Consider the following 25,765-nt stretch of genomic DNA (forward strand, 5'->3'; position numbering starts at 1 on the left):
AGTCCGACATAACAACGAGACGCGGTTTATACCCGCGCCTCTGTTTAGCGTCAAATAGCAGCGTCAATTACTCAGTCTGCGCGACCCGTACCACCAGTTTGCCGAAGTTTCGTCCCTCCAGCAGACCGATGAACGCCTGGGGTGCGTTCTCCAGACCGTCGACCACGTCCTCACGGAATTTCACTTTGCCATCACGCACCCATGACGCCATTGCGCTGATGAACTCTGGCTGACGGTCACCGTAGTCGTCGAACACAATAAAGCCCTGAATCCGCACGCGCTTGGTCAGCAGCGTGCGCTGCAATTGTGGCAAGCGATCTGGCCCGCTCGGCTTTTCATTGGTGTTGTAGGAGGCAATCAAACCGCAAAGAGGAATCCGCGCCTTGGTGTTGAGCAGCGGCAGCACCGCATCGAACACCTTGCCTCCGACATTTTCAAAGTAGATATCGACGCCTTTGAAGCAGGCCAGCGCCAACTCTTCAGCGAAATCCGGGCGCTTGTGGTCGATACAGGCATCGAAGCCCAGCTCCTCGACCACGTAGCGGCATTTGTCCGCGCCGCCGGCCACACCGACCACTCGCAAGCCCTTGATCTTCGCCACTTGGCCGACCACCGACCCCACCGCGCCGGACGCAGCCGCTACCACCAGGGTTTCGCCTTCCTTTGGCTGGCCGATGTCCATCAACCCCATGTAGGCGGTCATGCCGGGCATGCCCAGCACACCCAGGGCCATCGACGGACTCTGCAGCCCGGACGGGATCGGAATGATGTTGCGTCCGTCACTGATGCTGTGGCTCTGCCACCCTGTGACGCCGACCACCAGATCGCCTTCATGGAATTTAGGATGCAACGAGCGCTCGACACGACTGACCGCCCCGCCGGTCATCACCTCGTCGATTTCTACCGGTGCAGCGTAGGACGGCGCGTCGCTCATACGACCGCGCATGTAGGGATCGAGCGACAGATAAAGCGTCTTGAGCAGTACCTGACCATCGGCCAGGTCTGGCAGCGCTACCCGTTCCAGGCGGAAATTCTCTGGCGTCGGCGCGCCCACCGGGCGGGACACCAGAACGATACGCTGGTTGAGGGTCAATGCTTGCGGCATGTGAACGTCTCCTTGATCGATGAATTTCGGCTGTATAGGGAGCAGACCGTTGTGGCGTTGTCGCGTTCGAAGTTTCGTCAGTTGTACCGAGGTGACTTCATCGCGGGCAAGCCACGCTCCCACAGGATTCTGGTGATCCCTGTGGGAGCGGGCTTGTCCGCGAAGGCTGCCTCACAGGCACCCTACTTCCAACAAACGGAAACAAAAATGCCAGGCGCGATGCCTGGCATTTTTTTGTAACCCATCCGATGCGCGTTGGCGAATCAGAATGGCAGTTTCATACCCGGTGGCAATTGCATGCCAGCGGTCACGCCGGACATTTTGTCCTGGCTGTTGGCTTCGATCTTGCGTACGGCGTCGTTGACGGCTGCGGCGAATACCGCCTCGAGCATTTCCTTGTCGTCTTCGCTCAGGCCTTCGACCAGGCTTGGATCGATGGTCACGCGTTTGACGTCGTGACGACCGGTCATCACCACGGTGACCATATCGCCGCCAGCTTTACCGGTGACTTCGGCGTTGGCCAGTTCTTCCTGCATCTTGGCCATTTTTTCCTGCATCTGCTGCGCCTGCTTCATCAGGCCGGCCATGCCACCTTTCATCATGGGAATCACCTCAAAAGTACTTGGATAAAAACAGCGCCCGGCGAATGCGGCCAAGCGCCTTCAGTTATTAGTCCTGACTGACCAGGGCCTCGACAGGTTCAATAGTATCGTGACGGACCACCGCCCCGAACTGCTGCATCATTTGCTGGATGAACGGATCGCCGTGGATCGATTCCTCGGCCTCACGCTGACGGTTGGCACGACGGCGGGATGAGGCCTGAGCCGGGGTTTCCTGCTCGGGCTTGATCAGCTCCATGCTCAGGGTCAGCGTGCGCCCGTGGAACTGGTTCAGCGCATCGTTGAGGCGACGTTGTTGTGTCGCGTTGAACAAGGCGCTGTGGGCCGGGTCCAGGTGCAACAACCAATTGTCGCCATCGACGGCGATCAGCGTGCAGTTGGCGCCGATGCTGGCGGTCATGCCGGACACCGGCAGTTTCGGGAACAACTCTAGCCATTGCAGGGCCAGACCGGTGGCCGGCATCGCGGCCGGTTCTGGCTCGGGTTCCGGCGCAGGTTCGGCGGTGTGCTCACTGGCCAGTTCGTCGAGGTAGCTGTAGGCCGAATCCATATCTGGCTCGATGTAGTCCTCGTCCAGCGGCGGCTCGTCGTCCAGGTCCATGCCTGGCGTAGCGGCATCGACTTCGGCCATGGACGGTTCCGGAATCGGCGCAGCGGCCCATTCCGGCGCGTCCGGCACTACGCTGTCCGGGGTCGGCATGGGCATCGGTGGCAATTCGGGTTGTTCGCCAGCCGTTTCCAGCACCGGCTCGACGGCAGGCTGCTGGACAACTTCGGGCTCTATCGGGTCGTTCCACGGCAGATCGACGACTTCTTCGACCGCTACGAACTCGACAACAGGCTCGGGCTCAGGCTCGACCACAGGCACAGGCGCGGAAACGACCGGCTCAAGCGCAGCTACCGGGACAGGGGCCGGTGCCACCACGGGCGCAACCGGAGCTGGTGTAACGACCGTAGCGACTACCGGCGCAACAATCGGCGCGGCAGCCACTGAGTTTGCGGAATCAACTGTGGCCTGGCTGATCCCCACTGGCTTTAGCGGTTGCCTCGGCGCGTCCGTGGTGTCTGCCGGCCGGAACGCGAGCATTCGCAGCAGGACCATTTCGAAACCGCCGCGCGGGTCCGGCGCCAGCGGCAAGTCCCGGCGACCGATCAGGCCCATCTGGTAATAGAACTGCACGTCTTCAGCCGGCAATGCCTGGGCCAGAGCCAACACGCGGTCACGGTCGCCATGGCCGTTGTCGACGCCTTCAGGCAGGGCCTGGGCGATGGCGACACGGTGCAGCACATTGAGAATTTCCGAGAGCACGCCGTTCCAGTCCGGGCCTTGTTCGGCCAGATGGCGCACGGCTTCGAGCAACGCCTTGGCGTCGCCTTCGATCAGCGCATGCAAAACGTCGTAGACCTGGCCGTGATCAAGGGTACCGAGCATGGCCCGCACGTCGGCAGCCATGACTTTGCCTTCACCGAAGGCGATGGCCTGGTCGGTCAGGCTCATGGCGTCGCGCATCGAACCATCGGCGGCGCGGCCCAGCAGCCACAGTGCGTCGTCTTCGAACGGCACGTTCTCGACGCTCAGCACGTGGGTCAAATGCTCGACCACCCGTTCCGGGGTCATGTTCTTCAGGGAGAACTGCAGGCACCGCGAAAGAATCGTTGCAGGAAGCTTCTGCGGATCGGTGGTCGCCAGGATGAACTTGACGTAGGGCGGCGGCTCTTCAAGGGTTTTCAACAGCGCATTAAAGGAATGGCTGGAGAGCATGTGCACTTCGTCGATCAGGTAGACCTTGAAGCGCCCGCGGCTCGGCGCGTACTGCACGTTGTCGAGCAGCTCGCGGGTGTCTTCGACCTTGGTCCGGCTCGCGGCGTCGATCTCGATCAGGTCGACGAAGCGGCCTTCATCGATTTCGCGGCACACCGAGCACTCGCCGCAGGGGGTCGAAGTGATACCTGTTTCACAGTTCAGGCATTTGGCGATGATCCGCGCGATGGTGGTCTTGCCGACCCCGCGGGTACCGGTAAACAGGTACGCGTGGTGCAACCGCTGGCTGTCCAAGGCATTGATCAGAGCCTTGAGCACATGGGTCTGGCCGACCATTTCGCCGAACGAGCGCGGACGCCATTTACGTGCAAGAACCTGATAACTCATCGAAAACCGTCGCAACGAAGGAACACAAGCGGCTAATGCTAGCGGAGCAAGGCCAAAATTGCATCCGGTGCGCTCGTCTATTCTGGCTAAGCTGCACTTTGTGGAGGCTTTTATTGGCTCATACCGGAGCGTTTATGCGTTTTGCCTTGGGGGCATTGCTGTTGATCAGCCTGAGCGTCGCGGCCGCCGAGGCGCCATTGCGGTTTGTCGTGTCCGACAGCTGGGCCATGCCCATGGTGCAGATCGAGCGCGGCCGACCGACCCAAGGCATCCTTCACGACATGATGATCAGCCTGGCGACTCAAGTCGGCGTGCCGGCTGAGTTTCACATATTGCCTCGGGCACGGGTGCAGAACGCCATGGAGCACGGCGAAGTCGATGTGCGCTGTTATATCTCAGCATCGTGGCTGCCGAATCAGTCCGGCAACTATATCTGGAGCGTTCCGCTGCTGGTTCAGCGCGACTTGCTGATTGGTCGGCGAGGCTCACCCGACTCGGTCAACCCGGCAGACCTGCCGCACCAGTCGATCGGCACCGTGCGTGGCTATAGCTACCCGACCTTGCAATCGCTGTTCGACGCCGACCGGCTGCAGCGCGATGACGCGCGCAATCAGGAACAGGTGCTGGAAAAACTGCTGGTCGGACGCTACCGCTACGCGGTGAGCAACCAATGGACCCTGGACTGGTTCAACCAGCGCCTGCTGCCCGACCAGCAATTGCAAAGCGTAGCGCTGGTACATGAACAAACCGTCGGCTGCTACGTGCGCAATGACCCCAAAGTACCCGTGCAACGCATTCTGAACACGTTGCTGCAAATGAAAATGTCCGGGGAGATCGATGACATTATCCGGCTCTATACCGGTAACGGGCCTTAGCCAGTTCAGGCTGTCTGATCAAGCGTCTGCCATTGTGACGGGGCTACAAATCCCGCCACCCAGCTCGGCACTTCACCGGGCGGCATCGGGCGAGCGATGAAATAGCCTTGAGCGACTTCGCATCCCAGCCGCAACAGCAACTCACCATGCTCAAGGCTTTCCAGCCCCTCGGCAATCACCTGCCGACCGAACGCGCGGGCCAGGCCAATCACCGCTTTGGTCAGGGCCAGGTCGTCACGATCGATCAGAATGTCGCGCACGAATGACTTATCGATCTTGATGGTTTGGGTACGCAAACGCTTGAGATAGCTCAGGGACGAGTAACCGGTGCCAAAGTCACCCAGCGAAAACTGCACCCCCAACGCCTGACAGGCCTGCAAACAGGCACTGACATGCTGGATATTCTCGATCGCCACCGACTCGACGATTTCCAGATCGAGCATCTGCGGGGCAACCTGGGCATGTCGAGCGAGTACGTGCTTGAGCCGGTCGACGAAATCGGCGCGCTGAAAATGTCGCGCCGCGATATTGATACTGATCGGCCAGGCCTGCCCCGCTTGCTGCCAACGGTGCAACTGCGACAAAACCTGATCCATTACCCATTCACCGATATCGATGATCAGGTCGGTGTCCTCCACCAGCGGCAAAAACTCTCGGGGTGGCACCATGCCGTTTTGCGGGTGCTCCCAACGCAACAGCGCTTCGAAACCGACGACCACACCTCGGCGCATGTTCACTTTGGGCTGAAAATGAACGCGCAGTTCACCGGCGACCAGCGCCTGACGTACTCGCTCGACGGTCTGGTGAGTGGCCTTGACCTCCTGATCCCGTGAGACATCGAATAGATGAAAGCGGTTTCGCCCGCCCTGCTTGGCCACGTACATCGCCTGATCGGCATGACGCAGCAGGGTTTCGGCATCTTCATTGTCGTGGGGAAACAGGGTGACGCCGATACTGGCAAACACATTGATGGCCTTGCCGTGCAGTGTGTAAGGCGCCGAAATCGCCCCCAACACGCGATTCAGTGCTGCGCGCAATTCCGCCAGATCACGCACATAGCGCAACACCAGCACAAACTCATCACCGGCCAATCGCGCCACCACATCTTCGCCGCGCACAATGTCACGCAGACGCTTGGCCACTTCCACCAGCAACAGATCGCCACTGGCGTGACCATAACCGTCGTTGACCGCCTTGAATCCGTCAAGATCAAGCATGCACACCGCTAACGGAATGTTTTCATGCCGGGAGAATTCCAGTGCCTGATCCAGCAATTCCGAGAGGAACGCGCGATTGGGCAGCCCGGTCAGCACGTCATGCCCGACCCGCCATTGCAGAGTTTGCAACAGTTGACGTTTTTCGCTGATGTCAAAACGAATCGACAGGTATCGGTGAACGCGCCCGGTGGCATCATCAAGCACCGGCACCATGGTGCTGTCGACCCAATACAGGCTGCCATCCTTGGCGCGATTACAGATCTCGCCCTTCCAGATATTGCCCAAGGCGATGGTGCGCCACATGGCGGCGAAGAAATCGCCGGAGTGCAAGCCGGAGTTCAGCAGGCGATGATTCTGCCCCAGCAGTTCCTCGCGACTGTAGCCGGACACGTCGCAGAATTGATCGTTGACGTAGGTAATCCGGCCGTCCAGATCGGTCTCGGAAAAAATGGCGGCGGCATCCACGGCCCTGCGGTATTTCTCATCCATGAGTCAGGCTCACTGTCGCTAGCGGTGGTACCGCTCGACCAGCGCAGGATGCCCGGAAGAGGTGTTTTGAGACGTACTGCGCAGAGACACGTTATCACTCCATGAACAGCATTTGATGGCCCCCCGGCCCCCCCGAAGATCAAGGGCAAAGTAACAACACCGACTCTGGTAATATTTCGCGAGGCTTCAGACCGCCAGTGGCCTCTACATATACCCGGCAGGGAACGCGATGCTGGCTTTTTCATATCGCCTAAACTTCAGAAAACAGATCACCCAAAACCCCTTCGAAGCGGCGATTCTACGAAATGCATCACATTTTGCAAAGCAAGGTGATGAATCATGCAGTTGCCTAATGCAAAAAACTATCGTTAAGTTCTTGATTCTAAATGGGAATTGAGCGATGCAAATTTCAAGTTTGGGTCTGGCCATCCGACGCTATCGTAAGGTCGCAGGGCTTACTCAGGCTGAACTCGGCGAAAAAACCGGTTTTGACCCCAAAACCATCAGCCGCTTCGAAACAGGCACCTATACTCCCAGCGTGGAAGCATTGTTTTTGCTTGCCGACGTGCTGGGCGTGAAGCTGAAAGCCTTTTTCGCAGATCTGGCCGACGAAGACGAACAGCGCGCGTACCTGTTCAGCGTCATACACAAAGCCACCCCGAAGGATCTGGGAAAGCTGATCGCAGCGGTTGACCAGGCCTTGTCCAAGCCTTAGTGCCAGTAAATGAAAAAGGAGGCCGATCTGTCGGATGCGACAGATCGGCCTCCTTTTTTGTATCCCTCGCCTTAATTCGGAAACGACGAAACACTACCCTGGAGGAGCTCCATGGCAGGGAGAACAAAATAGTATTTTTAGCTAGAAAACACGAAAGAGGGTTCGTGTTGCGTTATGGAGGCAACCCCACCAGCCACACCCCGGCACACAATGTTCCCGCTGTGGCTGCTTCCTTCCGGATCTGACCAGGTTCACGGGTAATCGTTGCGGGGGGACCGATGGGGTAAGGGTTACAGGCTCTTTGGGTTGCAATATTTCTACCGTGCAAACTCGCTGCACGGGCAGTCAGAAAACGGGGTGTAGTCAGCACTGTACAACTTTGCTGTACAACACTGGTGTACAACATGGCCTACATAACCCGCCGTGGACCCGTCTATTACCTGAATCTCAGGCTACCCGAGCATCTCTTCCCGAGGTGTCACACCTTGCGTTTGAGCCTGAAAATTCGGCACCGACAGAGCGCCTTGTTCCTCGCCAGCTCACTAGCTCAGCAGGTGCATAGCCACCTATCCGAACACCCTCTGACAGACCTTCTGACGTTGCGTAAGCTTTGCACTGAATGGCGAGATACATGCCCTGCCCCGAACTCAATGCATCGATCACACCAGCCCATAGCCAAGCCTGCGGAATCAGTCGCTAATGGTCCCGCACTGTCTACTCTGTCGAAACTCTATATAGATGAGGGAAAGCGTGGCGGTACGTGGCGAACCGTCAGTACCTTCGAGGTGGAACGCGCCCTACGCGATTTGTTCGAGCTAATGGGTGACATGCCAGTTGAAGCCTTCGACGCTCGACAAGCCCGACTACTGAAAGAAAGACTGTGCCGATGCCCCCAGTACTTCGGCCTACGCCCTGAATTCAAAGGAAAAACCTTGAAGCAGGTGGTGGAATCTGGCGGTACCTACAAGACCATCACAGCAGTAACGGTGAACAACCGGCTACGCAAACTCTCTGCCTTTCTCAACTGGTGCAAGTCCAACAGTTACATCACGGACAACCCAATGGCTGGACTCAAGATGATGACTGGTGCATCCAAGGAAGCCCGTTTGTCATTCGACACTGGCGACCTACGCACACTCCTAGACCTGATCGTCCTCCAGGCTGAAGCACAGAAGCATCCATGGCGTTACTGGTTGCCATTGCTGGGCAGATGCACAGGTGCACGACTCGAAGAGCTTTGCCAACTGCGCGTGCATGACTTCATCGAACAACAAGGAATCCAGTGCCTACGGATCGACGACAGCCATAAAGGCCAGAACCTCAAGAACGCAAGCAGTCGCCGCTTACTCCCCATCCACCCCGCCCTGATTGAACTCGGTCTGCTACAACATGTGGAGAAGGCCAGGAACAGCGGAGTTGATCGGCTATTCCCAGAACTTGAACCCGTACGGGGAAAGCTAGGTCATGCACCGTCGAAGTGGTTCGGACGTTACAAGATGAAACGCGGAATCACCGATCCCAAGAAAACCTTCCATAGCTTTCGGCACACGTTGATTGATGATCTCCGGGATGCAGGGGTCCAGGACTCGCTAATCAAACGTATTGCGGGACACGAGGACGGCGCAGTGACATTCAGCATCTACGGCAGTCGCAGCCCATTGAGGGCTATGGTGGACGCACTGCGACACATTGAATTGACACCTCAAGCCCAAGTAGCCGAGCTAGGCCATCCAAATATCCATGGGTACGGAGACCAGCGATGAATGACATCCGCTTGCTAGCTGACATCATCGCCCGGCTTAAAAAACTAATAGGCACTAGCCGCTACTGCTCACTAGGTTGCCTTGAGGATCGTTCAGCAGGGTTCGCTTGTCGTTGCAGACATACCTTCAAGACCACAGCCAGACAGGTTTGAATCCCCAAAGAGGTCGGCGATTGGATCACCGGTCACGCACACTCGAATGAAGGCGACCGCTATGGGGTGAACCCTTTGTACAGAATGGTAGAGGAAATACAGAGCTTCCGAGAATTACGAAGTCTGCTGGACTAATCCCTGGCGAATAAAGAAAGGGTGCCTGTGGAACTTTACAACCCTACGAAGGCACCCAAAACAGTTACATCAAATTAAAAACACAGAACCAACACCACCCCACAATACCAACAAAACAGCGACTATAACGATTCAATCAAATTACTACTTGGCACGAACAAAAACACATTAGTTATCATTATCTGGCAACACTCTTACTAAGTATAAAATTTTCATCGATTGTGTTTAGGATCTTACAAAGTCGGTGTACTATGGGCTCATCAACAACGCCCACCAACTGAAAACGATGAAAAATCATCGCATTCTTCGGGCAAACTCAGCCTAAAAAAGGTACATACCGTTATGAGCAGCATCATCCATACAGCCCTAGCAGCCCCAGGTGCGGGCAAAACGCAAACCATGATCGAGAAACTTCCTAACTACATCAAACAAGGCGAGAGAGTGATTATCGCGCTTCCGACTCGCCGACTGAACGGAGAAATCCTTTCTCGCATGAAGGATTTAAATTTGAACCCAAAAGTCATCAATAGCGATGAAATCCACAACAAGTCCGTATCCAAATCCATCGAAGGCACCCTTCGAAACGGAAATGAAAACTTGATCCTGGTAACACATGAGGGATTGAAACTGACCAACCCTGAGTTACTTCAAGGGTGGATTTTGATTATTGATGAAACTCCTGCCCCACTGAAGCTTCACCACGATACTCTGGGAGTTCTTGAAGCTCAGCAAGTTTTCCGCATGACTGACATCAACGATAATTTTTTGACCATCAAACCTGGCATGATTACGGAGATGAAGCAGCGAGTTACCACTTACAAGGCATCTAAAAAGGATCAAAGCAAAGCATCCACCCTCTCCGGGCTTGAGCACAAGTTATTTGAAGCCTTGCTGAGCGAACAAATCATCTATATTGAAGAAGGGCTTAAGAAAGGCAAGGTGGTCTTTCACTTTCACACAATTATTGAAAGTAATATTTACTCACATATCAAACACGCCAAAGAAACCCATATTTTGTCGGCAACTATGGAAGGCGGCCTGTTCGACTTGTTCTCGAAGAAGCTTGGATTTCAGTACAAACCTTCACCATTCACTCCTGCAACATTTGAGTACAACTGCGAGATTACTATCTTCCCAATGATGGATGGCATGTGGTCAAAGACCCAGGCGCTGAAAAATGAAAGTGGCGACCATTACTGGTTTCACTTGGCCATGCGCGATTGCCAGATGATCGATCGTGTCCTGGCAAACGCAATCAATAACACACCTGAAGAAGACTTCCTGGTGATTTCTAATAGCTGGGCCGACTTTGGCCCCCACTACGATATCCCCAACAAAAAAAGCGGTATCGATTACAGTACAATTGACTGCCGCGGCTTGAATACTTACAAAGGTAAAACCGCAGCTAGCCTGCTATTCAGTGGTCGACCTTCACCTAATGATCAAAAGAGCTTTCAGATTCTTTCTGAGAAACACGGGATCAGCCGAAGCGACCTTATCAATGCATGGATTGTAACGAACAAATTAGACGCCAGTCTTCAAGCTGCAACCAGGACTGCAGTTCGGGACAGGGAAAACAAGAAACCTGTTTTCCTGTACGTGCAGGACCTTCAGGTAGCCGAGTACCTGAAAAAGACGCATATGAAAAATGCAATCATTAATACAAGTTTGGCACTGACACCCCCTAAACAACGGGACAATCGGTGCGCTGTCACAGCGGATGAAAAAAACAAAGTAGCTAATTTCATCAAAATTTCCTTTGAAAAAGGAATGCGGCGCCTAGACATTAACAGAGCATTGATCGAACTGTGGGAAGTCTCCGAGACCACCGCACGTAGATGGACTAGAAACATCCTTCAAGGGGTTAATCCGAAATCCGTTGAAGGGCTCGAAGAGTTTTTTGTCTAAATAGATATAGCCCCGCTTCGACGGGGCTGTCAATCTACATTGCAAAACCGATCATATCCCTAAGAGTATTCCTTAGAGATGTGACCGTTTTCGAACTGTTCAAGCTCATTCTAGAACCAGAGCAGCTATTCTAATCATAGAAAAATCAGAATGCACGCAGGGCATTCTAACGCGAAGCGTTGTGAAACACACCATTTGAACCGTACAACACATCTAGGCTTCAAAGATACTAGTACAATCAATTCTCAGCCTTCGACTTTCAAATACTGCTAGCAACACTAAAAATTTTAATTATATCAAGCCTTAAAGTGACAATCGGTTCATGTGGGTTCACCCACGCCCTACGTGCGTACTCGCACGCTCGTGACTTATAATTAACCGAATAGAATTCCATCGACTTACTATACGTTTTTTAACGGTATAGCCATCCGATAAACAAATCCGTTCTAGACGCCGACGGCGCTCTTTCGGATGTTTCTACGGCCGTCATGGAATTCAAAAAACTTAGATGTAGCTTGAGCATAATCGTACCCATGCAAGCACCACCGCTTTAAAATTACCCCTTCAAAGTGTTTAGATTGGAGTAAGCCATGCTGTAAAATTGAATGTATACCACCCTCAAAAATGCGGAACTTCTGGTTTTCCGCTAGGGTGGTCGCATCCGTAGTAGATGATTTTATAAAATTCAAAAACGCTATTTCTCCGTGCCTCTCCTTCGGCTTAATCAAGCTCGACTTGCAAACACCGAAACACCCCAAAGCCCGCGTATTGTCGTGCGTTAGTTGCATCCGGCGGGAGAGATACTTAATACTATTTTGCATCAACTACAATACAATTGAATACCGCACTGTACGAGCTCGTAGTTATTATATTTCAAGGCGGCCTTTAACGCACCCAACCAGGCAACATATTATAGACAAACAATCTATCATATTAAATAAATATATAACCCCAGGATCAGCTTATGGAAGTTCCAGTCAAGGGTGATCCTTCACACCCGCCAATAACCAACACTAAAAGAGTACCAAAACACCCATGAAATCAACATACCCTTCAATGATCATCTACTCAATTACCGGCGGAATGATCTTATTCAATGCTTTGCGTTATCTATCATTCATTTGAGCCGATCAAGAAACAAACCTTCATCGATAGCCGTATTCAAGATACACAAAATTGAATGTACGCTGAATGGCAGGCAAATAAGCCACCTCCATTGTCCGCATTGGTTTGGATAGATAGACATAACTGACAGCAATCATAAATATTAATACGGTCACTTGTTACTTCGTCAAGTGCCACCTACAACTAACGAGCCTTTTGGCAATACAGACAGAAAAATTATGAACCAAGTATACGTAGAACCTCACCCTTCAGCTCGCCTTGAATCTGCTCCAATAACTTGCTACGTGCTGCTGCATGGCAATGGCCAATTTGTTACCAACTTGCGCTATAGAACCGAGAAAGAGGCCGTTGATGCGGCTCGGAAACTCGGCTTAACTCCATGGGTTGCTCGGGTCCGAATTACGAATAGACGCAATCCTGAACACTGGCGATTTGCTGAATGAATGAGCATCAATGACCTTGCCTCCACGTGGGGCTGAGGTCCATCAAATTGGATAATCCACAAATTTGCCAATTCCTCTCTCACGAGGTGATGAGAATCGTAAGCGGCTAACCCTACTTGCATGCCCTCTTCACCAGATGGTCAACGATTGCGGCTAGCACCAACAAACGACCGTTAAACGGTACTGTTCATCGGACCCTGTATTGGCATCATACAATAGAGCTGATCAGTTGGTGATGCCTTGACATCATGATACTACGTTAAATTAGCCCTTCAAGGCGTGGCTCGATAGAAACGACCCCATCGGTCCAATGCCACTCGATCCTCTAAGGGAACAACCTGATATTAAACTCACTAAGTAGTTGCTTAAACGCAGCGCTATATTTCGGCTCAAGTATCGCCGAGTCTCTATGAGGACTGTAGTCGATCGGATTAACATTGTCTGTTCGCTTATATTTCTCCCTAATATATTCTTCTGACTTTAACGTTGAGGTTAGTATTACTTGGTTCTCTATTTCACTTAAGAGCTTGAGCATCACCTCTTCTTTTGCAGTTGATATTTCACCATCTCTGAATGAATCGATTACAATAGGAAATGGATGATTCAAATAATCCCTAAGGGCCAACGCCTTGCAAAAATAGAATTCCTGCCCTTCGCTTCCAGAATATGTTTCGTCTTTTCTTGTGAATAATGAACTGAATTCCAACCTACCATTTTTGTCGATCTCGTGATAATAATAACTAATTCTACTCAGTATTTCAGAGATCGCTTGTAGCTGTCTTTCTCTTTCCCTCTCACTAACAGCCGTTCCACGCTCCAATAGCTGCGTAAATGCCCCAATCTCTGCCAAAAGCTTGGCTATTTCCTCATCAAATTTTTTCGCCTCCCCCAACCCCTCGCTAAACAAAATAAATTCACGAAAGGAAGGTGGTGATTTGTTTATCTCTTGCGTCAACTGGCTTTGTATTGACTCGACTTGCATACCTAGGTCGTAGATGGTTTTTTTCTTGAATGCAATGCTATTATTGATAGAACCCATAATAGAGTCTTTAACCGATTTATTGCTCACCTCAAACTCTAAATCTTTACTCTTATATATTACTCGTTCGCTTCCGCAATCCGCACAGACAACAAGCCCCTCTTCAAGATTTCTGTTCAAGGAATTTAGTTCGGCTATCAAGCTCTCAAGTTTTTGCGCCCGATTTAGCTCCCTTGTTCTTTGTTTCTGCAACTTTGTTAAATCCGCATATATCTCAACCAAATACTTCTTACGTTCTTCGAAAGAATTGCTTCCTGAGCCGGACAATGCGATAGCACCAATTTCTGGATCAACCTTTATTTTTTTGGAACTTCTTTTAAGCATTACAACTCTTTGGCGCTTGATTTTTATTTGATCCTTTATACGTTCTAGATCGCTTGCCGTGAGAATTTGCTGTGCTGGCTCCCCCATTGCGAATAGCATGCTGACAAAGTCATCATTTTTATAAAAGCCCTTATTAAAGATACTTGACGTATCTCGCTTATCTTGGCCTATGAAAAATATTTCATAAAACAATGCTGGATCAACTAGCCGATCACGTCCATCTTTCAGCATCCGCGGCAGTCGATATATATTTTCATCAAAAAAATATTTCAACTCTGACACTGAGTTACATATTTGCATTCCGCGGGACGTCTTAATTATAAAAGAACTATTCCTCCTCACTATCTCGAAAGTATTATTTTCGACGGTGAACTGTACGTAAAAATGGTACTTTTTGTATTCAAACCCTGCTGGAAAAATCGGCTCATTTCCGAGGCAATACATCAGACCTTGTACGACCAGGGTCTTTCCCTTGTTATTTTCGTCGCTGTATATGATATTGATGCGTTCTTCAAGTCGAGACTCAATAAAAGCTTCAGAGGTATTTCCAAACGCTATTTTTTTAATTCTCATTTTTGAGACCATCTTTAATAAGTGCAGAGAGAAACAGTATGCCGTCTCTATCTAAAACTGTTAATTTTTGTATTATCACTATGCTAATACTGTTGTAAATTGCGACCAGGGAAACTTTGGGGTTTTTTTCGATTGAATTCATTATATGTTCAAGAATCTTCCAGAATTCCTTTTTGGAGTTCTTGTTAAAAAACGCCTTACTTATACTAGCCTGACAGTCCTGGACTAGATCATGCAAATCTTCAGTATCAAAACCTCTAGATACTGCCTCCGCATAGAATTCAAACGGAAATCCCTTTTGTGAAAAAAGGTCAACACCGACAAGCCTATTCACAAGCAACATATGAATCTCTTTCTTCTCGATATGCCTATTAAAACCAAGCACATCCAGAGGCTTTGAGATACTTAAACCTTCTATACATGAAAGCTTCTTAATTACTTGCTGATTTCTAATTTCGTTAAATATCTCCTCATAAAAAGAATCAGGCTTCTTATCCTTGCCATTAAATTCCAGGACGCTTTTTACGTACTTGGCGGAAGGCTCTCTATCCTCCACAAAGACAACACCACTGAGAAAACTATCGATTGTTTTTTTGACTACAGGAATTCCAAGCCGGGCTAGTTCATTAGATAAACCAATCTCTATTTTTTTCTTTTCTACTTCTTTAAAATTGTCTAATGTGTAGTGATAGCCCACATCACTATTCAGATAGGATGCTTTCAATGGAGGCATGAAAAAAATGTATTCATGGAACACAAATACCGAACTGTGATTACTGTAAAGTGTATATAGGTATTTCCCGATTTTCTGGGGTGTTAAATTAGCTTCTCCCTTCGACTGTACATCCCACAGCTTTGCACCACTGTCACTGAGCCCGGTGATATCATTGAAGCAGTCTATTGCCAATATTGAAATCTTTTCCCTGTCTGCACGCAGACCGATTAGATAGAGAAGGGATTTTGTTTCGTACTGCGAGGCCTTACTATTATTTCGCTCAGTATTCTTAAAGACATACATATACTTCTCCCTAAACTCACACCACAAGCAAAGACAATAAACTGTTAAATTTTTGCTTATGTATCGATTTGAGGTATGTGCATTTCAAGAAGAACCCCTATGTCTTATTGGGAGATTTATTTTGGTAGTTTATTTTTCTTGATCACTGTTATTCCACCTTCACTAGTCACAGCTTTCATCCATTGCTGTGTATAGTCGTACATGCTTTTGCCACTACATTTGCCGACGCTGGTACGTGGCCGGTTTCCACCAGTTGCGGGCATACATAGAAGATTCACGCGTTCTAGTCGCTCATTGCGAGCTACTATGTCGTCATCCACGTCCGCATCCATGCATAGGTTGCTTAACCTTTCGCCAGCTTCGTGCATGTCCATTCTTGACACTGTCATTTCAATATCCACTTGATTCCATGTGTTCGGACGTACCAGCGTCTAGCTACTTCCCGAATTATCGCCATCCCGAGTTTTTACTTGGCAAATTCAATACAGCCATTGCCATTACGATGCCACTATACCGTGGCTGACCAGAAAACCAATCCGCTCTGTAAGAAACTATTGATGAGTCGCAAAAGAAGGACACTCGACACGGGCAGATAGGCAGATAGGCAGATAGGCAGCGCCTCAAGCATAGGCTTGAGGCGCGGAGACCTTGACCAGTTAATCGACACCACTCCCCCATCCGGCAACACCAAGACACCAATCCGCTATCGGCAGGCCCGCAACACATCGCTGTGTCACATCGAGTGAAACCCGTTCCGGTCCCCAGCCACGCATTTAGATCGGCCATGGGTATGACTATCTCTGGATAAATCTTGATGATCCGACGATCAAAAGACTCTAGGTGTTCGGTAGTCCGACGCTGCACCCAAACCGGCTATCAAAATACCTATGGATGAAAGCTTTACGATCGATTATCATAGGTCTATTGAATAAATGACTAAAGGATAGTCCTCGTGAAAACCCATTTGTACCTTCGAGCTTCCACCAAGGATCAAGACGCTAACCGAGCCAAGATTGCCTTGGAAGCATTCGCCATGGAACACGGTCTGACAATCATTGCCGTGTACGCCGAGAACATCTCAGGGACCATGCTAGATCGACCTGAATTGATGCGACTACTGAATGTAGCCGAGCGTGGTGATGTCCTATTGTGTGAATCCGTGGACAGACTGTCCCGGCTATCCCAAGCTGATTGGAAGACGCTGAAAGCTAGCATCGAAGCGAAAGGATTGAAGCTGGTAATCGCGGATCTTCCCACCAGTCACATGTTGGTCGAAGACAAGGGCATCACCGGTCAAATTATGGAAGTGATCAATGGCATGTTGATTGATCTGATGTCCACGATGGCCCGGTTAGACCAAGAGAAGCGCGTGGAACGAATCAATCAAGGGTTGGCAAAGAAACGTGCTGTAGACCCGGACTGGAAACCATCTGGCAAGGGAAAAGATGCTGTGCTGTGGGCGAAGGTACGAGCACTGCTGATCAAGCACCCAACCATGTCGGCTGATCAGGTAGCCAAGCTGGCTGACTGTGGCGTTGCTACTGTATACAGGATCAAGCGTCAGTCAGAGTCATCACTGTGACAGCTTACAAGCCCGCTCTGGCGGGTTTGGTCACGTCTGGAAAGCGGTAGTACCCACGATGCACACAGGCCTGTTGGGGTTATTTTATAATCAAGGCAGCCCCACCCAATCGACCGGAGATTTTTCGTTAAGATACTCGGGCAGGCATTACTCAACGGCACTCAGGTCGACCAGGAGACGCGCCAGGCGCTTGCAGCGTATCGGCAGACACTCCGCGACATCGTTGAGAACTTAGACACTGCCGGTGTGGTTTGGCCGCAAAAGCCGTGGTGACCTGTTAGGCCTGCGGGCATAATGGGATCACACGCTCACAACGCCGGAAGGGATTCATGAAGAGGCTTGTCGCTGTATCACTTATCGCTCTAGCAACAACGGGCTGTGATCAAATTAACCGCAAGATGGCCGAGCACTTTCAGAAAGCAAGTCTCGAAATGGAATTCGATAAAGACCTATCATCGCCTGACAATGCGTTGAAATCGTGGTGGAGGTTTCTTGATGCCGATGATCAAAGGTCTTATGAAAGTTGCCAGAAGTATTTTGAAAATCAGCCTGCCCGTGAAAAGTACTACTCTGCTTTTACGACAGGGGACGTTTTGAGTGTAAAAACCAATCAGATTCGAGATTGCCGATTGGACTCGTACAGTCGGGAGATTCAAGAGGTCAAGCAGGAAACTGAGACCAGGGCTGTAGTACTCGCTACGATCAAGAATACGACCTCGTCTTCAATGAACCCAACCGAAACCGAAAAGGCTGATAGGGAAAAAGGGTCGACGTATAGATACTTGATTGAGAAAGACTCTTCAGGGTGGAAAATATCGAAGGTCTTCAAGTTGTCAACCTACTCCTTCGACAAGAATGATCCCTGGAAGCCTGAATATAAGCGGCACCCAGATTACTATCCGTCCAGACCTATCTCAAGTCAATGATGCAAGTGAGGCCATCTTTTATCCGCAATTGGCCCACATACGTGAAGCAACGACCAAGAGGTTTAGTGAACAGTGATTAACGCTGGGGATTGGATCGCTCCATGCTGATGAACCAGCTTGGACAGGGCTAAGGGCAGGGGGAGCTACTACATGCTCCCCCAAAAGGGCTAAAGGAGCTAAATTGCTCCAGTTTTTCGGTATGGTCCGATAAAAAAATCCGTCGCTATATTTTTTTTGCATTCCAGACTTTTTCGACTGCGAAATTCAAGTACAACACCTACGTACAATGCAGAAACAAAAAACCCGCAAAACTTGATCTACGGGGATTTCTTATGATTACAGATGCGGATAGCCGGGTGTCGGCATCGCCACTGCAAAACGGCATTGGAACAAATAGTTAGACTGTCGATGGCGTTGCCATAATCTACAGGTTCAGAGCGAAAGGAACGTCGCCAACGGGCGAGCTTTGATCGATCCTTATCCTAGCTAGCAAGAACTAAAGAAGACACACTGTGAATTGACCCTACTAACCAGCAGGGTCAAAATATTGGAAAAATCATATCGCCTCGGCAACGGCATCTGCCACGCCCGCTTCAATCGCGTCTTTTGCCAAACTATCATAGTATCGTTTAGTAAGTTCAGATTGAAGAAAGTCATCATTCAATAGTTTTAAAAACAAACCCTGAGACTTTTTCGTACGCAAACTGAACCGTTCGCCATCAGCTGTAAACTTGAATCGCCCACGCAATGCTGGGTGCGTACTCGCAAAACTGATAACTTCTGCATTAGGTATCAAATTTAGAACCGGCGAAGAACTTGCAGCCCTTACCAGTTTCCGAGAAAACGAAATATCATCCAGCCGATCAGAAAACACCTGTACGCTTTCAACCAAGTCTGCTTGTCTGATATTTTCAATGCCTTGAGTAGCTATATTTTTGATGGCATCATGAAACCCAAAAAAGCGTTCTAACGCCTTCAAGTCAAGAATATAATACTGGCCATCTATCTTAAAGAATTCAAACTTCGCATTAATCTTCAACACATCTTCATCGAGCTTCTTGAATCTATTGCTACCCCGAGCACGCATCAAGTTGAAGCCTGTATCTTTACGCAGCAACGCAACAGGGTATTGATACTTATATAACGCCATCTGGCGCTCTGCATTACCCAGCAAAATCAATATCCCCTCAAGATTATTAAGCCTATCTTCAGCGAAAGAAAACTCGTCAAAGTCATCAGCCGCAATGATGCTTCTCAGGTGTTGTAGCTCTTCGGGGACATCAGGCAGGTCATAGTGATAAACCGTTTCCCTACGATCATCGGCGCTCGAAAGCTCGATCAGGGAAAGATCATCATTCAGAAGAATCCTGTTGGTTATCGTTTCAACAAACATATTCGTTAATTCAGCCTGCGGAACCTCATCAATGTCCGCCTTTTTTATCTGCATGCCATTGTCGGAGTCTAAAAGAAAATAGATTTCAGCCCCACATCCATCGGCGATAACCGCCGATATCTGCGCTTTCAACTCATCTATAGTCATTACGCTTTCCTTACGAAGTAGACTTTATCATCCAGGCCTAAGCGACTTATTTGGTCCCCCTCAGCCAGGCGTTCTTTTGAAATAACTACTATGCCTTCCACCAACCCCACGCGCGTCTGCAAATTTACTTTATACACCCTAAAACCAAGGACCGCCAAAGTCGGATTCGCGTAAAACTTATCAGTTTTAACGTATATCACACCAATGATAAACAGCAACACACCCAGAGCAAGCAAGTATCTTACACTGGTCAAATTAAAACAAATTAAAGGAATGATGTAGGTTGTTAGAAACGTAAGATGCTCATAATTTACATCTTCGATTTTAACCACTCTTGCCGCAATGCTTTTGCTTCCCGCGATACGATAATCGAAACGAAAGTAGTACACCGTACCAAAAAGTAAAAATGCGAACGCAATAACAGAAACGACATTTCGATTAAGTAGAGATAAAAAGCCTATGAACTTACAATCATCACCATAACAAAACGGAATATCAACAGTAACAATTATAATCAGCAGAAATAGAAACCACAGCGAAAGTATGTACAACTCAAACTTCTCACTACTTTCATTTATCCGCATTGAGTCATGATCCCTTCGCTCAAGCTAGCTTATGACAAGCAGCTTTCATCACCGTATTCCATTGCGCGGTAGATGTCTATAGGCCACCACAAGGCAATCCGCCATGAATACATGGCAGATTGCACTGATCTTAAAATAGGTGACTTAGCAATTGAGCGAGGGCAGAGATATTAGCTGCATGTACAAGCTGCTATTCACCTTCCGCTTTGATGAATTGAGTAGAAAGGCTTGGGGGTTCGCTCGCAAAGGTAGGTTGCCGCGTCCTCAGCAATGTCCTTCGCCTTCTCGGGCCTTTCGGCCAAGCTCAATGCCCATGATCGGCCTGGATGCAATACGTCCCAGCGAGGGCGCATTCCCGCGTGGCGCCCCTTTCCAGGATTGTGGTTACCGAAGCCATCAATTAGCGAATTCCACACTGGGGTAAATCTCGCAATAATCAGCGATTCACCCAACGGAATCCAAATGTCGTCCACGACCAAAAAACGGCAATGGAAATCTTCGATATTCAGGTTCTCGGCGGACCGAATGCTGTCAGCGTGTTCCTTTAATCGCTTTTGAAGAACTTTTCCCGGTGATGAACCTAAATCGCCGCCCATTCGGGCACCAGCAGGAACAGCTTTGCCTACATAAATCGGCAACATGAACTGTCCACTTGATTCAATGACGCTAAGCGTGCATATGCAGCAAAGTCACCAGTGTAATAAATCGCATACACCCCTGCCCCATCAAACGCAGGTAAGGCGCTGAGTGGGTGAACGCTCGATAATTCGCAAACATCAAAAGGTGCGCATCAAAGTAGGCCAGGCAAACTGGCGTGTACAAAGATGGCGTGAAGATCGCCAACGCATCCGTATCTAGGCCGCGTGCGTTCTTCAGATGTAAGGCACATCACGTTCCAACAGGATCGAATCACCATCGTTTGGCTTGTTGCTTTCATGGTGCTGGATGGAAAGGGCTAGATATATCAATGCGTTTCTAGACAACTTAATTAGCTCTAAAAGCTGTTCTTCGATATGCTCAACGGAAACGGCCAAATGAAAAGACTGCAATCTCGATTTTTCATCTATATGACCATTAAGCGCCTGATATTCGTCTGACGACTCATCTAGACTCTCTATTTCCTTGATTGCCTCCTCAAGGGTATTTTTTGAGTAGCAGTGCCTTTGAGATAGCTCATATCCGAAACCATCTACAATCTTTAAGGACTTATGTTCAAGAGCATTTCGTATTTGGTTGATTTGATTTGCAGCCGGGAATGTAGTTTCTGAGAGATAAAGCGCCTCATCGGAGTTCTTTATTTGGCCCCTCTTTCCTGGCCGTTTTACGTCGTTAATGTCTTTGCTCAAAAAATATAGAGCCGAAAGGAACGGGTTTCTCATTTCTGCTAACCATGCCGCTGGCTTCTTATTCGACACAAAAATAGTCTTTATACTTACTTCGTGCTCCTCCAGCTCATCAATGCTCACCCCATAGAACTTATAGGTAAAAAAAGCTATTTTATCTAGCAATGAATACAAGCACCTGAGGGCAGTTTTATAGTTATTCGTTTTAAAGCTATTTATCGAATAGTCCAGGCTATTCACTTGCTTGTATGTTGAGTTATAGAAATGATCAGCATCGCACGGAGTTTTTAACGCTGCAAAATAAGTATATCTTGCGTAGCAATATGTATCTTTCATTTCGTCGAAGTGCGCATGAAACGCAAGCTCCTCACTCGCTAGCAGCAGCGGATTGAGCTTTCCAGAAAAAGATGGAAGACTTAAACAATCCTCGTACGCATATTCCTTAGTGATTACGATATTAGACATATTCAAAAAAAGTTTATTTACCCCTACCCAATCCAAATACGATTTATGCTTAGCGTTCTTGAAGGTTTCCCTATGCGTATCCGAATGATCTAAGCCGATGTAATCCGGGTACTTACCTTCAAAATATGGCAAATATGATTCGAGGCGCGCTTTCAAACTTACAAATTGCTCTTCGTCACCCTCTATTGTTTGGCTGTCAGCCAGCATTGATTTTTTTATGAGTTTATATATCTCTTTTGAAAAGAAGAAGCTAGCATTTTCGTCGCAAACATTTTTATTCAACTTTATCAGGCAATGGGCTTTGGTAGCAAGTCCAAAGGCATTTTGCATTGCTATTGCTCTATCGTAAAACTCTAATGCTTCGATATGCCGATACTGCTCGGCTAGGTAGTTCGCAACATTTATATTTATCCGTGAGTATAGCTCTGCAAAGCTCAGCAGTATGGTCTTACTACCAACTTCAACTTTGTAGTATTCAGATTTAAAGTCTTTCAACTCATGCAATGCCTTTCTTAAAAAATACACAGCATTGCTTATGCTTGAAGAATACCAATCTTTTTGTATATTGTTAAAATGCACGGCAGAGTAGCCGGTACCAATTACATAGTATAGTTGTGCTGCAAGAAATGGACTTTCGCATTTTTTATCGTGTTGTATTCGACAATATTTCTCAAGACCTGCATTATTATCATCTATGTATTCATCCATCTTTTTGCTGATTCGCTCAACATTTTTGTAGCTGAGGATTTGTTCGTCCATTTAACTCACCCGCCCTATGAATTCGACTTATAAGTAACCCGTCCAGGGTAGCACTAATGGCTCATTGCACGTCTGCGTAGCCGAAGGTCACGCCGCGTCAAGTCCAATTCAGAGCATAGCAAATCACATTGATGATTGAGCATTTCCTCGCGAGAAGGAAGACCGAGCTCAAACCCAGAATCATCAATCAAATCATCATCCATCACACGGCACACCAAATACTGTGCGTGCGCACAGTATATGCGCGAATGGCAATTTTCAATTTGTCTACAATGGATGGCGAATTCGATAAGTCGTGGTCCGCTATCGCCATGCGTGCCAAGTCATAAGGATCCTTGGAAAGTAACGACGGGTGGTCTTCTACAGAACCGGACCCATTTAAACCGGCTAGCTGAATATCCACGGACTTTTAGCACCATCAACATGTGATTGAACACTGATTGCAAACTCTTATTTCAGGGAAAAAGCGGGAGTGTAATAAACAAAAACCTGCACCTTTGACACAACGAAATATAAGACCCGCAGCAGACTTAAAATTTCAACCTTAAAGATCATCAACACCGATAGAGTTATCCTCTACCACATATGTATCAGGAACTTTATAAAGCACGGACCGCGCAACACTCCCCTTGAACCCCAACTTGTTCTTGAAATAAAACTCAAATGCTCCAACCAGTTCTTCCGGAGCTCTAGGATCCAGAAGAATCCGCTCAATAAAATCATGCGGGTCAACTTTAATGGTGATACCGCTCTTTTCGACCTCACGGCTTGCTTCTGGCGTAAAGAGCGCAGCTCTCCACTCCGTTTCATGACTAAACGCATCACGCTTCATATAAAGCACATCTGTCGCCCTGCCGATATCAAAACCTTCCCTCAACTCAGCAGCTACACTTCTTGTTAACTCATCAATCTCTTTTTGTGTCTTATACTCAACCCTATCGAGTCTTCGCTTGTACCCATGCAACCTACAGGCTGACTTCATAACCTCTGTTAGTTTATCTACCGTGGTAGAGATCCTCACCCCTGTGCCATGCTGGGAGTAGATTCTCCACATCGCATCTGAGATTGGTGTCTGCCCCCAACATTGAGCGAAAATCGCATGGTCCTTAGCGTGTCTTATGCGTTGCTCATACGGGTCGTCCCACATACTAGGCTTGGCAAAGTATATTTCCCCTTTTTCGAAGATTTGCACAACACGACTAAAGTCCATAATTCGATACAAACGCTTGATCTTCGATTTTGAAGTCATGCCCCCCCCATGCCAGCCGTCCTATTCATACACTGCCGCCTGAATCCCCTTGCTTGGACGGTCTCGTTCGCTCAAAAACAGCATCAAAGTCAAGCTCAAACTCAAACACAATGCGCGGAGCCTCTCCAGACTCGGGACTTCCAGATTCTAGCGACGATGACGTTATACGATAATCACCCGAAAGCAGATGCGAAATTGAAAGATCGTATTCCTGATTAAGCGATATTCTCCCAGCCAATACCTCGAGCAACATCGTGGAAGGGATTTTAAGCGTACCGCCTTTATTGGATGTAGACACAGTTAACTTCCCTCCTAGCTTTCGACTCATACCATTGGACGGAGTATCGTACTTCGTAAGAGGATAATGATACTTCCACCGATTAAAATTTAACTTTGAAATGACTTCCTTATCTGGACTGCTCGGATGCACCTTAGCATTTTCATTATAATAAATTTTTGCCCTAGCATCCCGAGTAGTCCCGCTAATTCCTTGCACCCTGCTTTCAATACTTACAGTAATCACACCGCTGATAGCTGATGTTTCCTTGAAAGCATAATGAAGCGCATTTGCAGGTGTAACGACATTGGGCGCTACGAAGTCAGACAGTGCGTTGCTTTGATCTGTTCCTATGCAAAGAAGCCGAACTCCCGATACGTCGTGCTGGCGAGCTTTCGTTTTCACAATCCTGTATAGGGCGTGCTCTTTATAATGCTTAGGTGCCTCTTGGACTAGCCCTCCGCCACCTCCGCCATTGGACTCAGGTGAATAAACCACAGCAAGTGTATAGTCAGGATGGATAAAAGATGATTTTTCACTCTTATTGGCCGACACCTGAGAGAAGAAACTGCTGACGAGTTCTGATTTTAAAAACTCATTTTTCTCCTGCTGCCGGGGAAGTTTTCTAATAAACCCAGACCGAGAGGCAACCCCATCAAACCTGCACGATATCTTAAAACCGTCAATACCACGTTTTTTAGCTTCTTCTCTTAGCCACTGTGACACCTCGAATGATTGACGCTCCTCTTTCCAAAAGCGCGGATAAAGGAATGCAACTTCAATCCAAACTTTCTCACCGCTTGGCAGCGTCACCCTTATATCTGGGCTCCCATCTGCATGAGGCTCATACTCTACAGTTCCAAGTTCCGTGCTAGCATCAAGAGCTAGAAGTTCCCATATCGCTGCAGATCTAGTTTCAGCTCGACTTAAATTTCCACGAACCTGCTCAAGTCGCTGCCCTGTTATCTCTTCGCAACGTATTAGTAACTCTACAACCTGCCCTTCCTTAATCATACAGCTCCCCCCAAGTCAAATGAATTATCATCAGCAAGTGTTGATAATGTCAATTAGTCATCATGGAGGATTCAGGTTTCTTCAGAGAAGGCGCACAGCAGCCCGCAGCTCGCCCACAGAGCGAAATATTGGATTTTATTGGCGGATGAAGATACACACGGTAGCATTGCCAGCACAGTGCACCACTTGGGTGTCACTAATCGCTGTCACACTTCGAGATTTTTGACTGATAAATCCTTGCAGAATCAAGGACTTAGAGATAGGAGGCAACCCCACCAGCCACACCCCGGCACACAATGTTCCCGCTGTGGCTGCTCCCTTCCGGGTCTGACCAGGTTCACGGGTAATCGTTGCGGGGGGACCGATGGGGTCACCA

19 protein-coding genes, 2 other RNA genes and 1 pseudogene are annotated in these 25,765 nt (G+C 48.9%); 7 read left to right on the plus strand and 15 right to left on the minus strand.

Translation table 11 applies throughout. The features are described 5' to 3' along the window. Positions 1–67: 67 nt before the first annotated feature. From AB3226_RS04890 to dnaX, 3 genes are all read right to left on the minus strand, one after another. On the minus strand, positions 68–1,105 hold the full coding sequence (locus AB3226_RS04890) for an NADP-dependent oxidoreductase (protein WP_367372241.1): 1,038 nt from the start codon (positions 1,103–1,105) through the stop codon (positions 68–70). Between the two features lie 263 nt (positions 1,106–1,368). Continuing rightward, entirely contained in the window at positions 1,369–1,707 is a 339-nt protein-coding gene (locus AB3226_RS04895; RefSeq protein ID WP_007905413.1) for a YbaB/EbfC family nucleoid-associated protein, read from the minus strand. A 67-nt stretch (positions 1,708–1,774) separates the two neighbouring features. Beyond that, the gene (gene dnaX / locus AB3226_RS04900; protein WP_367372242.1) at positions 1,775–3,874 is read right to left on the minus strand and encodes a DNA polymerase III subunit gamma/tau; all 2,100 of its coding nucleotides are present in this window, start codon (positions 3,872–3,874) and stop codon (positions 1,775–1,777) included. 134 nt (positions 3,875–4,008) lie between these two features. Between dnaX and AB3226_RS04905 the strand changes: the two genes are divergently transcribed. Continuing rightward, complete coding sequence (locus AB3226_RS04905; RefSeq protein ID WP_367372243.1) at positions 4,009–4,749, plus strand: substrate-binding periplasmic protein; 741 nt, start codon at positions 4,009–4,011, stop codon at positions 4,747–4,749. A gap of 5 nt (positions 4,750–4,754) precedes the next feature. On the opposite strand, the gene AB3226_RS04910 is transcribed toward AB3226_RS04905, so the two are convergent. Beyond that, positions 4,755–6,455 (minus strand): putative bifunctional diguanylate cyclase/phosphodiesterase, encoded by a 1,701-nt coding sequence (locus tag AB3226_RS04910; RefSeq protein WP_367372244.1) that lies wholly within the window; start codon positions 6,453–6,455, stop codon positions 4,755–4,757. A 400-nt stretch (positions 6,456–6,855) separates the two neighbouring features. Here AB3226_RS04910 and AB3226_RS04915 point away from each other — a divergent pair, with 400 nt between their 5' ends. Then, positions 6,856–7,170 carry a helix-turn-helix domain-containing protein gene (locus AB3226_RS04915; protein WP_367372245.1) on the plus strand — a complete coding sequence of 105 codons (315 nt, stop codon included), beginning with the start codon at positions 6,856–6,858 and terminating at the stop codon, positions 7,168–7,170. Between the two features lie 184 nt (positions 7,171–7,354). On the opposite strand, the gene ffs (AB3226_RS04920) is transcribed toward AB3226_RS04915, so the two are convergent. Beyond that, an RNA gene (gene ffs, locus AB3226_RS04920) (signal recognition particle sRNA small type) lies at positions 7,355–7,451 on the minus strand. A 123-nt stretch (positions 7,452–7,574) separates the two neighbouring features. Between ffs (AB3226_RS04920) and AB3226_RS04925 the strand changes: the two genes are divergently transcribed. Continuing rightward, positions 7,575–8,933, plus strand: a complete 1,359-nt coding sequence (locus tag AB3226_RS04925) for a site-specific integrase (protein WP_367372246.1) — start codon at positions 7,575–7,577, stop codon at positions 8,931–8,933. A 629-nt stretch (positions 8,934–9,562) separates the two neighbouring features. Beyond that, the gene (locus tag AB3226_RS04930; protein WP_367372247.1) at positions 9,563–11,128 is read left to right on the plus strand and encodes a hypothetical protein; all 1,566 of its coding nucleotides are present in this window, start codon (positions 9,563–9,565) and stop codon (positions 11,126–11,128) included. A 1,893-nt stretch (positions 11,129–13,021) separates the two neighbouring features. Here the strand turns inward: AB3226_RS04930 and AB3226_RS04935 are convergent. Together AB3226_RS04935 and AB3226_RS04940 are read right to left on the minus strand one after the other, a co-directional pair. After that, the gene (locus AB3226_RS04935; protein WP_367372248.1) at positions 13,022–14,632 is read right to left on the minus strand and encodes a hypothetical protein; all 1,611 of its coding nucleotides are present in this window, start codon (positions 14,630–14,632) and stop codon (positions 13,022–13,024) included. After that, a complete protein-coding gene (locus AB3226_RS04940; RefSeq protein WP_367372249.1) occupies positions 14,622–15,650 on the minus strand; it encodes a hypothetical protein in 1,029 nt (342 codons plus the stop codon). Before AB3226_RS04940 ends, AB3226_RS04935 begins: the two co-directional genes overlap by 11 nt. A 952-nt stretch (positions 15,651–16,602) precedes the next feature. Here AB3226_RS04940 and AB3226_RS04945 point away from each other — a divergent pair. From AB3226_RS04945 to AB3226_RS04955, 3 genes are all read left to right on the plus strand, one after another. Further along, positions 16,603–17,232: a recombinase family protein gene (locus AB3226_RS04945; protein ID WP_367372250.1), complete on the plus strand. Its 630-nt coding sequence runs from the start codon at positions 16,603–16,605 to the stop codon at positions 17,230–17,232. 132 nt (positions 17,233–17,364) lie between these two features. Then, positions 17,365–17,505: a phage tail assembly chaperone gene (locus tag AB3226_RS04950; protein ID WP_367375753.1), complete on the plus strand. Its 141-nt coding sequence runs from the start codon at positions 17,365–17,367 to the stop codon at positions 17,503–17,505. A 56-nt stretch (positions 17,506–17,561) separates the two neighbouring features. After that, the gene (locus AB3226_RS04955) at positions 17,562–18,158 is read left to right on the plus strand and encodes a hypothetical protein (protein ID WP_367372251.1); all 597 of its coding nucleotides are present in this window, start codon (positions 17,562–17,564) and stop codon (positions 18,156–18,158) included. A 556-nt stretch (positions 18,159–18,714) separates the two neighbouring features. Here the strand turns inward: AB3226_RS04955 and kwaB are convergent. From kwaB to ffs (AB3226_RS04995), 8 genes and pseudogenes are all read right to left on the minus strand, one after another. After that, the gene (gene kwaB, locus AB3226_RS04960) at positions 18,715–19,698 is read right to left on the minus strand and encodes an anti-phage protein KwaB (RefSeq protein ID WP_367372252.1); all 984 of its coding nucleotides are present in this window, start codon (positions 19,696–19,698) and stop codon (positions 18,715–18,717) included. After that, positions 19,698–20,282: an anti-phage protein KwaA gene (gene kwaA, locus AB3226_RS04965; protein WP_367372253.1), complete on the minus strand. Its 585-nt coding sequence runs from the start codon at positions 20,280–20,282 to the stop codon at positions 19,698–19,700. The genes kwaB and kwaA overlap by 1 nt, the downstream gene beginning before the upstream one ends. 194 nt (positions 20,283–20,476) lie before the next feature. Then, positions 20,477–20,923 carry an Eco29kI family restriction endonuclease gene (locus AB3226_RS04970; protein ID WP_367372254.1) on the minus strand — a complete coding sequence of 149 codons (447 nt, stop codon included), beginning with the start codon at positions 20,921–20,923 and terminating at the stop codon, positions 20,477–20,479. Continuing rightward, positions 20,905–21,003: pseudogene (locus AB3226_RS04975) on the minus strand (hypothetical protein); the annotation flags it as partial. The gene AB3226_RS04970 and the pseudogene AB3226_RS04975, both read right to left, overlap by 19 nt. Positions 21,004–21,154: 151 nt before the next feature. Then, positions 21,155–22,849 carry an LA2681 family HEPN domain-containing protein gene (locus AB3226_RS04980; protein WP_367372255.1) on the minus strand — a complete coding sequence of 565 codons (1,695 nt, stop codon included), beginning with the start codon at positions 22,847–22,849 and terminating at the stop codon, positions 21,155–21,157. 544 nt (positions 22,850–23,393) lie between these two features. Beyond that, positions 23,394–24,098 carry a DUF2971 domain-containing protein gene (locus AB3226_RS04985; RefSeq protein ID WP_367372256.1) on the minus strand — a complete coding sequence of 235 codons (705 nt, stop codon included), beginning with the start codon at positions 24,096–24,098 and terminating at the stop codon, positions 23,394–23,396. 25 nt (positions 24,099–24,123) lie between these two features. Further along, positions 24,124–25,389, minus strand: coding sequence for a hypothetical protein (locus AB3226_RS04990; RefSeq protein ID WP_367372257.1), 1,266 nt, complete (start codon positions 25,387–25,389; stop codon positions 24,124–24,126). 270 nt (positions 25,390–25,659) lie between these two features. After that, an RNA gene (gene ffs, locus AB3226_RS04995) (signal recognition particle sRNA small type) lies at positions 25,660–25,756 on the minus strand. Positions 25,757–25,765: the final 9 nt, after the last annotated feature.

It is taken from the genome of Pseudomonas lini (assembly GCF_964063345.1).
Classification (GTDB): domain Bacteria; phylum Pseudomonadota; class Gammaproteobacteria; order Pseudomonadales; family Pseudomonadaceae; genus Aquipseudomonas; species Aquipseudomonas lini_B.